Source organism: Sporomusa sp. (genome assembly GCF_057736855.1).
The window spans coordinates 1-14167 of sequence record NZ_JBYKYF010000028.1 but is presented as its reverse complement, the minus strand read 5'-3'; the positions used below and the strand labels follow the sequence as shown (position 1 = coordinate 14167).

The window sequence follows — 14167 nt, the reverse complement described above, 5'->3', positions numbered from 1 at the left end:
GCCAGGGCCACCAGGACCGCCAGGGCCACCAGGACCGCCAGGGCCACCAGGACCGCCAGGGCCACCAGGACCGAATGTCATCAGTATATTTAACTCTTTTGCTTCCGGTTCAGTCCATACTTTTTTGAACACATCGTTCACCTCTTTCATAGATATCGCTGTGCACAGAACACTATCCTCCCGCTTTCCTACACCTACGCGCCGTCCACTCCGGACTTGTTGCCTGTAATTCCATAAAATGATGGATTACTAGCGCTACCTGACGATCAACTGACATCACATTTGGGGGCCGCGTTAGGCGAAACACCTGGACATGGTTTAGCAAAGCGGCGCACTTTTGAAAATGCGCTGCATGTAACCCCAGGCCGTTAATCATTTCAGCGCGATAGGTATTACCCATGATTGTCACAAGTTTCTCTGCCCCCCTTAAGGGTATGATAGAAACATCTGTGCAAGCTTGTACATCAATTTCATACACCGCAGTAATCGGTATAGGTAGCCGTCGGAAGCCCTTGCTAACCGGCACAATATATTTGTCTCGATCTGAACAGACCTTATCAAGTGTAGTAGTGTCAATTCCCATTATGGAAGCACTAGCCTGCCATAACTTCTGTTGTGGATATCCGGGCTGCACCCATGGCACACCTCGTTGATCAAACGTAACTGCTGAAACATCGTCAGCCAGCAAGGAAAATCCTTTTTTATGTAGCGCTGCAGCTATTGTTGACTTTCCTGCGCCTGATATTCCGGTAAATATCACTCCACAACCATTAATAACAACCGTACTGCCGTGAATAGGCAAAATCCCCCGCTGCATCAGCAGCACTCCCATTGCGGTTCCCAGAAGATATGTTCTTACATCACACAAATGAGCCTCATTGTCCAACCGCATAACAATTTGCTTTCCATTTGCTATATAATAATCAGCAATTCCTTTGACCTGTAATAAAAACTCATTAACAGCAGCTTGGTAATAACATGTTTCTTTTAAGGGTACATTAATTTTCTCAGGTACATCGCCACAAAGAATCTTGACATCAGCCGGCTTTTTTCCTCCCTGAGGCAATCCCGGCAACACGATTTCGGAGTCAATTTGCATACCAAAAGCCGTATATCGATAATACTTCATAACTCACCTCAGGTATTTTCCTACATTTGTTATCTTCTGACATCTTTACTTTTTTCCGTCCGATGTACTGCAGATAGAGTACCGGCCATCATGACTAGAAATACTACTGCCCACGACAACAAAGCCATCCAGAACACGCTTACCATCCCGGAACCTCCCATTTTTACAAAAAACTCCATATTGAGTTTATTATATATTTACATTTTTTTCCTGGCAATATTTTGCGCATTAGTTACATTTATATCCGCATGAGTTGTTTTTCTTCATAATCTATTTAGTAATAATGCCATAACCCCCATGTACCGGCAGCCGCTAAACACAAGGCCATTGCTAAGTGAAGCTGTCTCCTGTATTTATTTCGCAATTGCTCGAATTTGTCTATCCTTTCAGGAGAAATCACAAGAATAGCTAGCAGCACTAAAATTGGTGATATAAAAATCAGATTGTAGTAACCCAGCCACAGTGCGGTTTTAGCCAGTGATTGCTTAGCTAGAAGGGAAAGGGCAAAAGCATAGGGCCCGCCTGTGCAAGGAAGTTCAATCATTGCGCACAATACACCAGCAGTAGCTGCGCCGCCGACAGTTACACATTTTTCGGTATATTTGATGAGCTTGCTTTTTGTTTTTGCAGATAATTCACTAAATTCAGTTTTCTGGGGAAATAGAACGGTTCTTATATGCAAACCAGCAACAATAAATAAACTTCCAGACATGATTACTGCAATGGTATTCGCATTGCTAAATATTTGATTAATAACCACCTTGCCGGCAAGTCCAGCCATGAAATAGGTAACATAAAGCGAAGCCGCGAACGTGATGCCATACAGTACTGCTTTTTTCTTACCTGAGTATATCGTGGCATAACTTATAGCCAAAATGAATACAAATAGTGCGCAAGGATTGACCGCATCAGCAGCAGCTAATGTGACGGGAATAAACATAGACAGATTGAATTGGGACATAGCCTGACTAGGCGGAATATAGTTAAGCGTTTTTGTTGTCCCCGGCTCAATTACCTGATAGAGTGATGGAAGCTCCTTACTGCCCATTAACAAAATCGGGGGGTTATTGTCGAATTCTATGTATATACTGGGAATGCTTGGGCTTGGACGACCTCTAAGAGTCTGAGCATATTCAGTTAACTCTTGCAAGGTATCGGCATTCGTGACAGATTTCCGTTTTAGCGTGTGATTGCCATCTTCACTGGCAACAAATTGATTCCAGGCTGGCTCGAAGCTTTTACAGATCTCACAGTTCTCAGAATAATAATACGTTATCACTGCCGCCTCGGCTTGCTGGCTTATCAGTGATAGGAGTATGACCACAACACCGCTTAGTGCCATTTTTTTTACCCAGTACCACAAAACCGTGATAGTTTTAAGATATTTCATCTTACTTCCTCCTACAACCCCGCTTATCCAGCTAACAATCATACCATCTAGCAAACCAATATATAATTTACTCAGCCGCCGAACAGGCTAATGCCCGAAAACGGCCAGAACGATTGTTCATCAACGATTGGTAATTACCATGTTCTATGATCCGGCCCTGTTCCAAAACCAAGATTCTGTCAGCATTGCGGATGGTAGATATACGATGCGCAATAATTACAATGGTCAACTTGCCCTGAAGATTCTCAATGGCCTGTTGAATCCGTTTTTCATTTTCTGAATCCAGCGAACTTGTAGCTTCATCTAAGATAAGAACCGATGGCTTTCTTAAAAGGGCTCTCGCCAATACAACACGCTGCCGTTCGCCACCAGATAAACGTACACCCCGATCACCCACAACCGTATCAAGTCCTTCCGGCAAACCCTTGACAAAAGTGTCAATGGCAGCTAGCCGTAAAGCCTCCCATATATCACTCTCTGTAGCATTTGGGCAAGCCCACAACAGATTATCTCTAATGCTTGCATTTAATACAAATGGGTCCTGGGGAACATAGCCAATCGAATTTCTCCATGGACGCAAATTTTTTGCTAACAGCTCACCATCAACCAAAATAGTGCCTTTCACAGGTGTCAAGAGACCAATCAATAAATCTACAAGAGTACTTTTTCCAGAACCAGAAACACCTACAATGGCCGTTGTCGTTCCGGCCCGAAGACTAAAATTTGCATTTACCAGAGCATAGGTTGTCCGATCTGATTCATAGTGAAACGAAACATTCCGAAATTCTACGCCATGCTTCAATTTTATTCTCTTACTGGCTCCATCCTCTGGCAGATCTTCCTTAGCGGCCCGACATTGGCTTTCCAATTCCATTGCGACTCGAAATGCAGGCAGCGTTGCAAGGATATTCAGGTATCCCATTTGTAGGGAAGAAAATTTAGGCCATAAACGAGCCGAAATTACAGAAACCAATATTAAATGCTGAGGATTGAGAGCAAATATTTCAATAGCACTAAATAAGAACAAGCTTACAAAAACAGCAGCTCCCACTTTGTTACACATGTCTGCCCGAGTTTGCAGTTTAATAAACTCGCTAAGATTGTCCTTTATCATCTTACGGGTTTTGATAAAGCTACCTATCTGATCTGATTCAATACCATTACTTTTGATGTCTTTAATTCCGTTTAAGTGTTCAGTAAGATCACCAAGTAGCCGGCTATTCAAATCGGTTATCTTCTCACCCATCTTACGTGATTTTCTAAAGAATATTCGTAAGAAGCCAGACAAAATAAGCGCACCTACTAGCACGGAGCAAGTCAGACCTGGCGCGATCATACCCGCGATGATAATTTGAATGATTGTGATTAACGCGATTGCCACCATTTGTAAAAATGTATTTATCCCCGAATAAACCCGCATAAGTTCGGAAGTAATAGTATTGGTAATATCTGCTTTTGTCTTAGTCACCAAAAGCTGCCATTTGGCGTAAGCTACCGCCCGAAACAGTCTAGCCGATAAAGCAACACTAAATTCTTGCTGAATATCAAAGTTAAGTATAGCTTGGCGACGTTGTAACCAGCTTTGTCCAAAATTAACGCCTGTATATAACGCCAATACTAACGGCAAATTCAATGTCATTCCTATGTTTTGGAAGAACTGATCAAGCCCTAAAGCCCACTTACTGTTTTCCTGCATACCCGGAATAATGCCGGCTACCATTAATAACGGTATAATCATGAGTATGCCTATACCTTCCAGCATCCCAAGTATAACCATCAGCAACAGGTTAAGCAAAAATTTCATTCGGGACAACTGATATAAATCCTTAATGTAAACAAATAGCGTGTCCATAAATTAATGGCTCACCCCAAACTTTGTAAAACAATACGATTACTCTTTTCTTCCTGTTGCAAAAACCGGCTAAAAATTAGACTGCGAATCAGCATGCGTAACTTGGGATTATCGGTATCATCATCCTTGAGCGAAGTAAATGTTGCTACTTCCCGCTGAATTCTGGCGATGTCAAGATACTTTTTTTCAGCCTCTCGTGTGCCGATATTCTTTATCTCGGCAGATATTTCTGCCCAAATGGGTTGCAGTCGCTGAGCTAAATCAGCACTTTGTCTACCTCTCACCGTCTCATTCTTTCGTACTTTATCTGGCAAAATGCCTGCCATGGCCCGGCGTAATAAAAACCGTTCTCTGCCGTTCCGAACATATTGGCTTTCTGGTACGCTAAGACAAAACTCTATTACCCGCTTATCTAAAGTAGGGTCACGTAAAACCATACGATAAGCGAGCGCTTCTTTCGTTGCAATAACACCTAAATGACTGAAAACGTCTGGCCTAAGATATTGTTTGCGTGACTGTATGGAGTCTAATGGACGAATACAAAGCGGATCATATCCATACTGTCGAAATCGCTCCTGTACAAAAGTACGACGTGCAAATTCAGGATTAATAGGCGTCAAGTCTTGTATCTCCTTAAACCAGTTCGGATCTTTAATCGTATTAATCGCCTTTTTCAGTTCATAAGGCATTATTCTCTCAAATAACAGTAACAAAGTCTTTAGCGGACGGCGACAGCGCCTGGCAAACGCCCATGCCTCGTAAACCAAACGAAACCACTGACCCTTCCGGAACAGCGACAGTAAGTAAGGTTCCAGCATACCCCAGGAAATGGTCATATCTCCCGAGCTGCCTGTTAGCATAACACCAACATTGCGTTTTTGCGCAGCCTCCATTATGCCATCAATCCAGAATAAGTTTTCAACAATTTTGTAAGGTTGCTCTAATATTGCCAGCAGTCGATCCGTATCACTTAGCGAATGCTTGCCATCCATACGGCAGTAAACTACATCAATATTACTTACATGTTGCCTCACCGCTTCAATGAATGGCGTTTCATCAGCCAGGCTATAGGTAGGCAACCAGTCCCGGTAGCCTGTCATCGGGACTGCGCTGAAGGCCAAAATGTTACCGCCTTTTTTAGCCAGTTCCCTGGCAGCCATACAGGCAACTGAAGTAGAATCCAGTCCTCCGCTCATCATAATACCTACTTGCCGTATGCAACGCATACGGCAATGCACTGCGCTGCTGAAAACGTCCCTAAAGGCTTCTTCATATTCGCTATCTGATTTTAATATCAGTTCAGATTGTTGTTCAGCTTGCCAATAACGCTGCTTGCTTATCCCCTTGGATCTTGCAACCAGATAATGTCCGGCCGGTAGTAAGTAAATGTTCTTATACAAGGTTAATTCCGGGTCAAGCTGATGCATTACAGAAGGCATTGCCAAAAAATCTGAAATCCAGGTTTCATTGTAGACTCTGTCAATCTCCGGTAAAATAAACAGCGGTTTAATTAAAGTCGCAAAAGCAAAGAGCCCTGCCGAGTGATAATAATAAAGCGTCCTTCTCCCAGTATGATCCACAGCACAAAACAGTTCTTGCCGTCTTTCATCCCAGATAGCAAAGGCAAAATCACCCACAAGATACTTTAAACAGTCATGTCCCCATTTCTGGTACGATTTTAGAATCAATAGATTATCTGGCACTTTGGCCCGACAAGAATAGTCAATCCCGAACCTATCACATAACTCATCCCGATTGTCAATGATAGCATCTGCTGTAATCGTTACACCTGCCAAATCGTCATGGTAGGGATTGATTTCACCTGTCGACTCAGGAGTGATATGCTGGACATGACACCCCAACAATACTGAACCGCCTTGCCATATACCCCTAGCATCAGCATAGTAGCTATTGGTTTGTTGCATCATAGCTGAACCCAATTCGGCTATAACCGGGTTACCATGATAGTAATACATCCCGAAAATAATCCCCATGCATATTCCCCATTTTTTACATATATGATTCAGAAAAATATTCTTTCATAAATTTGCATATAATTGTGATTACTCTATAAATAAAAAGCGGCATATGCCGGCGACTATTTAATAGTAGCCTTATAGCCTTGCCGCTAATTATTTTCCTTACCTGTAAGGAAAATTGTTACCATGAGCACAAATAAACTATTTTACGAACAATCACAAGGAATACGATCCCCACATAAATCGCTGCCATCCGACAGTTTCTCTCCGTCAGCCTTAAATCCGATCTTTTGATCGCTGGTCATTTCAACTTTAATCTCTGTCATTTGTGGATTACTCCATGACAATTTCATTGTTTTCACCTCCTTTCGTACTCCCTATCATCAACAAACTGGCCGACAATAGTGAATAATTCCAAGCTATAACCGCCGTTAACGACTATTTGTCCACATTGTAGCCAAGCATGAGCCACAAGACCGTTACTCCCATCTTTTCGCACACCTAAATAAAGAATATTGTTTATTTCGCGGCGTCGTAGCATCAATTTGCATACACAAGCCTGAACCAGACACTTACTTTCCCATGGAGTATAACGACTCACAATTTCAACTACGACCCCAATCCGTCTAGCTGTTTCAATCTTTATAGCATCTTCTTCAGTAGGTATTCCCCGCGTCTGATTTCCAAGAATAGGTACTAACCAGCGAAATGGCAAAAGTAAAATTGCCAAACGTACAACGCCAGTTAAGAAAAATGCTTCTAAAAATAGCCATTGTTCCCGCAAAGGCAATGTAAAAAATTTTTTTACTTTCCTAATAAACAATAGTAACCAACCCTTTGGCACAAAGCTTATTTAAGAAAGCCAACACGTCATTTTGACAAGTTTTTTCATCTACGTCATACTCCATCAGTAACGCTTGTACCACTTCATGAATGCTACAAGGATTTTCGATAAGCTTCCAGATGCGACTGGCAATACCGTCCAATCCATAATAAGTGCCATTTTCAATATCTAGCATGACCGTTTCCCCATCCATATCGGCAGCCACTAATCCAGGTGCTTGACTAACAATGGTATGAACCTCCACCGTTTTTGGCAATGTCAAATTCTCCACTCCCTGTTTAATGCCCCTTACTTGCTTACTATGTAAACATTTTCTTATGGTAATTATTCCCTACAAATCCAAAGTATAGTCAATTGCTCATATATATTTCAGTATAAATTTCCATTTTTATCCAGACAAGTCTTGTGGTATAAGTTGCATTTATTACATCTTGAAATGTATAAGGATATATTTAATCCTATTCTGATACAACCGCTAGCCAAAAACAGACGATCTGGGTTTACTGGTATCAGCAACAGTAAACCCAGATCGTCTGTTAAAATTCCTAGTTATACAATATACTATAATATGGTAATTACTGGATAGAGGTGTTAATGAATGTTGCCACTCGGCCATATGGGAATTACGCTTTTCTTCGTTCGCACAGCAGCATACATAGCTAGACTTCAGCCGATAGATTACAAAATAATAGTAATCGGCTCCCTCTTACCAGATTTCATCGATAAACCCTTAGGCATTTTCTTCTTCCCTAGCCACCCATTTATCAAAAGCTTCGGACATTCTTTGCTCTTTCTCGGTTTCCTGTACGGAACGAGTAAGCTTATTCGCAATAGCCGGCACAAAAATATACTCCAGACTCTCTGGATATGTTCGGTACTACATGATATTTTTGATCTTATGTGGCACTTTCCCCAAGCACTCCTTTGGCCAATTAACCTCCCGGAGTTACCACAAGCACCCTACGAACCTTGGGGACAAATACTACATGTGTATGGGTTTTCTATCCGGCAGATATTTGCGCTAGAAATAATAGGCGGAGGAATACTGATAATATTTTTCGTGCTCAAAAAGCATCTTCCCCACACCCACCTGCCGGACAAACTAAGGTAGAACATAGTTGCTTGACCATGTATCCGTACATCTGATTGTCGCTAATTATTTATTTTTAATACTTATTTGTTCTAGCAACGTTTCGCTGTGTACTCCCCGCCAGCGCACAAAGTTTTTGATACAGCCAGCGAAGTTGATCGCGCGCCCATGGTTCAAGAAACCTTGCCACTAACCACCCGAGTGCAATAACAATTGCAATTGGCAATACCGGCATCAGGATAGGATGCAAGCCAGGTGCCAGCTTGCCGATCTTTACAATCAATGCGACCATCATGTTCTCATGCAGTAAATACAGGGGATAGCTAATATACCCGCAAAAAAGCAAGCAGGGACGAGTCAGCATTTTTTGAATGTGAATATTTGTGACTGAAAAAGTAAACAGAAGAACTATCAGCATAGGTGGGATAATCCTGTGATTAAACTTAAATTCTCCTATGCTCCACGCCGAGATCAATGCAATCACAACTGCAGATAGCAAGAATGACAACCGCCGTTCGCAGTAGTACTTGTAATAAAGGGTTCCTGCTGCAAACCACCCATAATACTTCGCATTAACAATATCTATAATCATACCTAACAACCGGAAGTCCGTATACGGTGCAATCTTTACTAACGCCCCTGGTAATATAGAAAGAAAAAATATCCCCGTTAGACCCATGACGGCTATACGCCAGCCGGTAGTAAAATATAGTATTCCAAAAATTACATAAAACTTCATTTCGGCATACAATGACCAAAATGAACCTTCCAAACTTCCTTGATGTGACCCAAGCAGCACCGTCCACACAGCTGGTTGAATAAAGGTTAATCCCGGAAGCAAATCCCGAAAAACTACCGCTCCCCCTGGTCGTTCAGGAAACCATGCTGCCGTCGAAAAAATCAATACCGAACAGATCAGCATTGCTGGAAAGAGCCGAAACCATCTGCGCAGAATGAATTCGCGAAAATCCATGCATTTTTCTAGGGTCATTAAGATAACAAATCCAGAAATCATAAAGAATAAATTGACTCCCAACCAACCATATGCAAACAGTGGAAACTCAACAAACTGAGTCCCAAACGGAACTACCTCAGGCCACCTCGCATAAGCATGAAACAACACAACTAGTAAGATGGCTACACCACGCAACCCATCTAAATAGAAAATCCTATTCCCGGCTGTCATCCTATTTTCTAGCATGTTGCACCTCCATAATATAAGTCCTACAGGAAAAAACCAACCTGACTAAGCTCTACTCGGTTCCACTTTGAATAAAATTTACATATTCTACTAACAGGATACGCTAACACCGAGGAGGGATACCATGCATGATACATCAGGTAATAACAACAACTTGGCAGTACTCAATTTTTCGTCTCAAGTTTCTGCTGCTAATAATAATGAATGCAACCAGGCACCCATCCGTCAAGCTGTTGACGCGTTAAGCCCCGCTCGAATCGGTAGTTATTTCATTGATCTAAATTTTTGGAAAATATCCAATGACTTTACCAATCCGTTAGCCACTTCACAAGGTATAAACGCTGCCTTGCAATGGGCAAGAGACAATGGGTTTACCGAGGCCGTATTACCCCAAGGTAATTATCTCATTGAAAAAAATACACCTATAACCATACCTAGTTATATGACCTTTAATCTCAATGGATCCACTTTGAAACTCGAATCAAACGAGTTAAGCCGTTCTAAGGTCATATTCATTGACAGTAAAACCAACGTTACCATATGTAATGGTATCATCGAAGGCGATAAACTCACCCATGATTATTCTAAGACCACAGGTGACACATGGGGTGAAGGAATTCTTATTATTAATAGTAAGAACATCCGAATTGACGGCATAAAAGTTAAAAATGTCACCGGCTCCGGAATTACAACCGGAGGTAATTATAACCATATTGCGTGGATATATTTATCTAATCTGGAAAGCGGTACTTTTGACAATAATGGGTTGCCTATGGCTAACCAAAACTTTACCCGCACCAATATATACTTTCCGTTAGCTAATGACATCATTGATACAGTCGGATGGTTTTCTTTATATGGAAATGGCTATGGAAGTTATGGTACATCCACAGACGATAAGGAATTGGATTTTGATCTTACCTTTTTTACTGTCTATTTTTACGATGAAAACAACAGATATTTAGGCAGCATTACGCGGAGAACTTTTGACGGCGTATATAAGCAATACTTCCCTGCAGGTGCTACTAAATGCAAAATCTCATTTAGATATGACTATTCAAAAATTAAAACCAGTACAATGACTTTACGTGCCAATACTACTACCGATAGATTATTCATAACAAATTGCGAAGTGGCAGGTTGCAGGACACTAGGCATGAATCTGTCTGGTTCACAGAATGTCATAGTTGAAAATTGCGAAATCCACGGAGTTGGCGGTGCCGCACCAGGATATGGTATTGATATTGAGGATGGGTATAATACTAACCAGAACATTATTATCAGAAATTGCTATTTTCATGACAATAAGAATGGCTCCATCGTCGTCATCAGTGCTAGAAACGTACTATTAGAACATAATAAATTTTATGGCGGAGTAACCATGCATGGCGCAAAAGGCCAGAATTATGTTTCTCAATACAATCTCTATAATGGATGTCACGGATCCGGGGTAAGCAATGCTGGTGATTTTGGCAGTAACCTTATTTTCAACGGAGATGCCTTTGTAGAATCAAACCTGTACCTGGATGGTAATCCCCAATATATCAATTGCTCCTTTGATAACACGACTTTTATCCTATCCTGCAATAACTATGAAACTGTCAAGTTTATCAATTGTACTTTTAATTTTGACAGAAAAGATATCGGCTGGTCATGGATGCTTAGGAAAGGTTCGCTGCTATTTGAAAAATGCACACTAAACATTGTCTACGCTGGAAATTACTATTTTAGAAATGAAAACTATAGTCTTGACAGCATTAGCAAGTGCGATTTTACCATGAACAACTGTATCATAAATACAAAAGCCAGCTTGGGGTATACCGGAACCGTCCCGGTATCGTGCAATAAGTTAACATTTACCAATAATAAACTAGTAGGCACACATGATGCTACTTATCAGCCCACTTATTTCAAAGCCAATCAGGCGATTATTAGTAATAATGACATAGACAGTGTTTCTATCATCCTGGAGGGAATAGGTACTGAACCAAGATTAATTGTAACTAACAATGAAATATCCTATAACAAAACAGGATTATATAATTATATTTTTGCCAAAGAAGGCATTTTTATAAAAAACTTCAATTATGTAGAGTATAGCCAAAATACTGTATTTCTTCCTTTACGCATTGCAAATTTCCATGTGCTATATATCAATTGGGAAAAGTTTGTAAAAATAGATGATAATACCCTTATTTCCCCCAATGTCACCAGTAAAATTAAACTTTCAGGTGCATACCGAGCGTTAGAAGACACTACACCGATACCGGCACTTCTCGTTGTCTTAAACAATAATTATATTCAAGGAATAAGCATTGAAAGAGATGCTGCCTACTCATCCCAGCTATCTAAAGCAGAAATAGGTAACGGAAGTATAAATATATAAAGATGTAAAACTTTGCGTGCCAATACCAATAAGTTATTCAGAGTTCTATTGAGCCTGGTACTTTATTAAAAAGTACTGGGCTTTTCCAATTTGTAGCACCTAGGGTATAAAACTCGATTCTTGTGAAACTATTGGTTGCCTATAAAAGCTGACAGTCTTCGATTAAACCATGTCCATGGTCGTATCACATAATACAAAAAATATAATTGTTCTGGTAAATCAACATATTCAATATCCGTTTCTGTTGGAGAAAAAAGACTATGCAAATATGCAAGTTTTCTTTTCCAGCCATGTTGCAGATAAAATTCATATTTCTTTTCATGGCAATATACCAGAAAGCTATTTTTGAGGTTAGTAACGTCAACGCCAGAAGAAAACATGTAGGGAAATACTAATGCAGCTAACGTTTGTGCCGTTTTGTCAGCATTAACCATTGCGTTTATATGCTCTGGCACAGATACATCAAGAAGTGTTTGGGATAATAGGATGGCTTGATGTAATACTGGTTTAGCCCCCAAACGCTCGGCCAATGCATATAGCTTTTCCCAGGAAAAACCTGCTAGATGGATAATCACCCCGATATCACAGAGCCATTTTAACCGAAACCATTTGTGACTTGCACCATGAAAAGCCAACGACAGCAGCATTTCTTCGGGTCCAGGCACAGGTATTAACTGCCCGGCTATATTGACCTGACTCAAACTACGTTCCACATCATCCAAGGGAATCTCAGTACCACGGTGCCCTAGTTGCCAATGCAGTTCTAATAATACTTGCTTGTCTTGATGCCAATAACTAAAGTGATGTTCTATTTTCATCCAGTTTCGCATTTGCCTGGGTGTTGCCGCGAAGCCTGGGTAAATCCTACTATATCCCAGTGTTTCCAGCACTCTTCTTGCTTCATCCACAGCTTCCGACCTTACCAGGATATCTAAATCCCGAGAGGGTCGTAACGCCATATTACCATAAATTTTATAAGCTAAGGGAATGCCCTTTAGCACAACAACGCGTATCCCCTGTTCCGCTAATGTTTGCAGCACAGTGACAAGTTCTGCCGTCATTTGCAAGGATCTATGCATATACTCCCAGCTTTTTTGCTTTAGCGAAAGGCTCACCTGCCTGGGAAAAACGGATTTGTCCAATCCATTTACGTACTGATATACCATAGCATAAACACCATGAAATACCGCTAATTCCAGGAAACGGTCCCAATTGATCGGCGCAGCAGTCAGCGTATGAATGCCAGCAGCTTGTTTTTTCGTAATGACTGGCCTTACACATGCAAGTAATAATTTAAATTCCGCTGGTAATGTATCACAGTTTTGAAACCCATTTCGCAATCTAGCTGCCCCCTCTCTCTTTCCGCTTAAGACGATGTAATCAGACCGTAATATTAAAAATTACATGCAATGGAATACCATTTACCTGACAACGCTTTTTTAATGACATCGATAACTCTCCCCTGTTCCTCCTCTGTCATATTCGAGCCAGAAGGCAGACAAATACCATTATTAAATAGATAATCAGACACACTTATGGGTTCACTATGAGGATAGTAAGCACAGCCGTTAAAAACCGGTTGCTGATGCAGAGGTTTCCATACCGGACGAGCTTCAATATTGTCTGCTGCCAAAAGATCTAATATATCATTTACTGTTGTGTTAGTGTGTTCTTGATCCACTATCATTGCCGTAAGCCAACGCGTGGAACGCCCTGATGATATCTCCGGCATGAAGGTAACACCTTCAAAATGAGAAAGCGCTGTAAAGTAGCGGTTAAATATCTCCCGACGTGCCTCTACCCGCTTTTCAAGTACCCGTAATTGCCCTCTGCCAATTCCAGCCAATACATTGCTCATTCGATAATTGTATCCAATTTCGCTATGCTGATAGTGCCTAGCCTGATCACGGGCCTGTGTTGCCCAGAACCTAGCTTTTTCTAAAGCGGCTGTGTCATTAGAAACCAGCATTCCTCCGCCAGAAGTGGTGATAATTTTATTACCGTTAAATGAAAAGACACCAAAATTCCCGAAAGAGCCGCTTTTTCTCCCATGAAATGTGGCCCCCAGACTCTCTGCCGCATCCTCAATAACAGGTACCCCATACTCATTACATATCTCCAGTACATCATCATAGTTAGCACTTTGACCGTATAAATTTACCACAATTACCGCTTTAGGCAGCTTTCGCTGTTTCGCAGCATCTCTGAAGGCATTACGCAGAGCAATGGGAGACATATTCCAGGTATCGTAATCAGAATCAATGAATACCGGTATCGCCCCTTCGTAGATAATAGG

General features: G+C 41.2%; 12 protein-coding genes. 2 read left to right on the top strand and 10 right to left on the bottom strand.

All coding sequences use genetic code 11. The features are described 5' to 3' along the window. Positions 1-172: 172 nt before the first annotated feature. From AC29Z1_RS03470 to AC29Z1_RS03440, 7 genes are all read right to left on the bottom strand, one after another. Complete coding sequence (locus AC29Z1_RS03470) at positions 173-1129, bottom strand: hypothetical protein (protein ID WP_488270065.1); 957 nt, start codon at positions 1127-1129, stop codon at positions 173-175. A gap of 274 nt (positions 1130-1403) precedes the next feature. Beyond that, a complete protein-coding gene (locus AC29Z1_RS03465) occupies positions 1404-2519 on the bottom strand; it encodes a cytochrome c biogenesis CcdA family protein (protein WP_488270064.1) in 1116 nt (371 codons plus the stop codon). Positions 2520-2586: 67 nt separating this feature from the next. Next, entirely contained in the window at positions 2587-4323 is a 1737-nt protein-coding gene (locus tag AC29Z1_RS03460; RefSeq protein WP_488270071.1) for an ABC transporter ATP-binding protein, read from the bottom strand. Positions 4324-4382: 59 nt separating this feature from the next. Further along, positions 4383-6365, bottom strand: coding sequence for an asparagine synthase-related protein (locus AC29Z1_RS03455; RefSeq protein ID WP_488270063.1), 1983 nt, complete (start codon positions 6363-6365; stop codon positions 4383-4385). Between the two features lie 191 nt (positions 6366-6556). Next, a complete protein-coding gene (locus tag AC29Z1_RS03450; protein WP_488270062.1) occupies positions 6557-6703 on the bottom strand; it encodes a hypothetical protein in 147 nt (48 codons plus the stop codon). 5 nt (positions 6704-6708) lie between these two features. Further along, positions 6709-7173: a lasso peptide biosynthesis B2 protein gene (locus AC29Z1_RS03445; protein ID WP_488270061.1), complete on the bottom strand. Its 465-nt coding sequence runs from the start codon at positions 7171-7173 to the stop codon at positions 6709-6711. Then, positions 7163-7456, bottom strand: a complete 294-nt coding sequence (locus tag AC29Z1_RS03440; protein ID WP_488270060.1) for a lasso peptide biosynthesis PqqD family chaperone — start codon at positions 7454-7456, stop codon at positions 7163-7165. Before AC29Z1_RS03440 ends, AC29Z1_RS03445 begins: the two co-directional genes overlap by 11 nt. A 336-nt stretch (positions 7457-7792) precedes the next feature. Here AC29Z1_RS03440 and AC29Z1_RS03435 point away from each other — a divergent pair, with 336 nt between their 5' ends. Continuing rightward, positions 7793-8305: a metal-dependent hydrolase gene (locus tag AC29Z1_RS03435; RefSeq protein ID WP_488270059.1), complete on the top strand. Its 513-nt coding sequence runs from the start codon at positions 7793-7795 to the stop codon at positions 8303-8305. A 55-nt stretch (positions 8306-8360) separates the two neighbouring features. Here the strand turns inward: AC29Z1_RS03435 and AC29Z1_RS03430 are convergent, their stop codons facing one another. Next, positions 8361-9470 (bottom strand): acyltransferase family protein, encoded by a 1110-nt coding sequence (locus AC29Z1_RS03430; protein WP_488270070.1) that lies wholly within the window; start codon positions 9468-9470, stop codon positions 8361-8363. Between the two features lie 139 nt (positions 9471-9609). Here AC29Z1_RS03430 and AC29Z1_RS03425 point away from each other — a divergent pair, with 139 nt between their 5' ends. Continuing rightward, on the top strand, positions 9610-11871 hold the full coding sequence (locus tag AC29Z1_RS03425) for a right-handed parallel beta-helix repeat-containing protein (protein ID WP_488270058.1): 2262 nt from the start codon (positions 9610-9612) through the stop codon (positions 11869-11871). 128 nt (positions 11872-11999) lie between these two features. Here AC29Z1_RS03425 and AC29Z1_RS03420 read toward each other — a convergent pair whose 3' ends face one another. Both AC29Z1_RS03420 and AC29Z1_RS03415 read right to left on the bottom strand, forming a co-directional pair. Further along, positions 12000-13211 carry a nucleotidyltransferase domain-containing protein gene (locus AC29Z1_RS03420; protein WP_488270057.1) on the bottom strand — a complete coding sequence of 404 codons (1212 nt, stop codon included), beginning with the start codon at positions 13209-13211 and terminating at the stop codon, positions 12000-12002. A 53-nt stretch (positions 13212-13264) separates the two neighbouring features. Further along, a partial coding sequence (locus tag AC29Z1_RS03415) for a DegT/DnrJ/EryC1/StrS family aminotransferase (protein ID WP_488270056.1) occupies positions 13265-14167 on the bottom strand: 903 nt, incomplete at its 5' end.

Excerpts from the sequence above, each read along its gene's own strand:
- AC29Z1_RS03455 (WP_488270063.1), bottom strand. The coding sequence starts at position 6,365 with ATGGGGATTATTTTCGGGATGTATTACTATCATGGTAACCCGGTTATA.
- AC29Z1_RS03450 (WP_488270062.1), bottom strand. The coding sequence starts at position 6,703 with ATGAAATTGTCATGGAGTAATCCACAAATGACAGAGATTAAAGTTGAA.
- AC29Z1_RS03435 (WP_488270059.1), top strand. The coding sequence starts at position 7,793 with ATGTTGCCACTCGGCCATATGGGAATTACGCTTTTCTTCGTTCGCACA.
- AC29Z1_RS03425 (WP_488270058.1), top strand. The coding sequence starts at position 9,610 with ATGCATGATACATCAGGTAATAACAACAACTTGGCAGTACTCAATTTT.
- AC29Z1_RS03430 (WP_488270070.1), bottom strand. The coding sequence starts at position 9,470 with ATGACAGCCGGGAATAGGATTTTCTATTTAGATGGGTTGCGTGGTGTA.
- AC29Z1_RS03460 (WP_488270071.1), bottom strand. The coding sequence starts at position 4,323 with ATGAAATTTTTGCTTAACCTGTTGCTGATGGTTATACTTGGGATGCTG.
- AC29Z1_RS03465 (WP_488270064.1), bottom strand. The coding sequence starts at position 2,519 with ATGAAATATCTTAAAACTATCACGGTTTTGTGGTACTGGGTAAAAAAA.
- AC29Z1_RS03470 (WP_488270065.1), bottom strand. The coding sequence starts at position 1,129 with ATGAAGTATTATCGATATACGGCTTTTGGTATGCAAATTGACTCCGAA.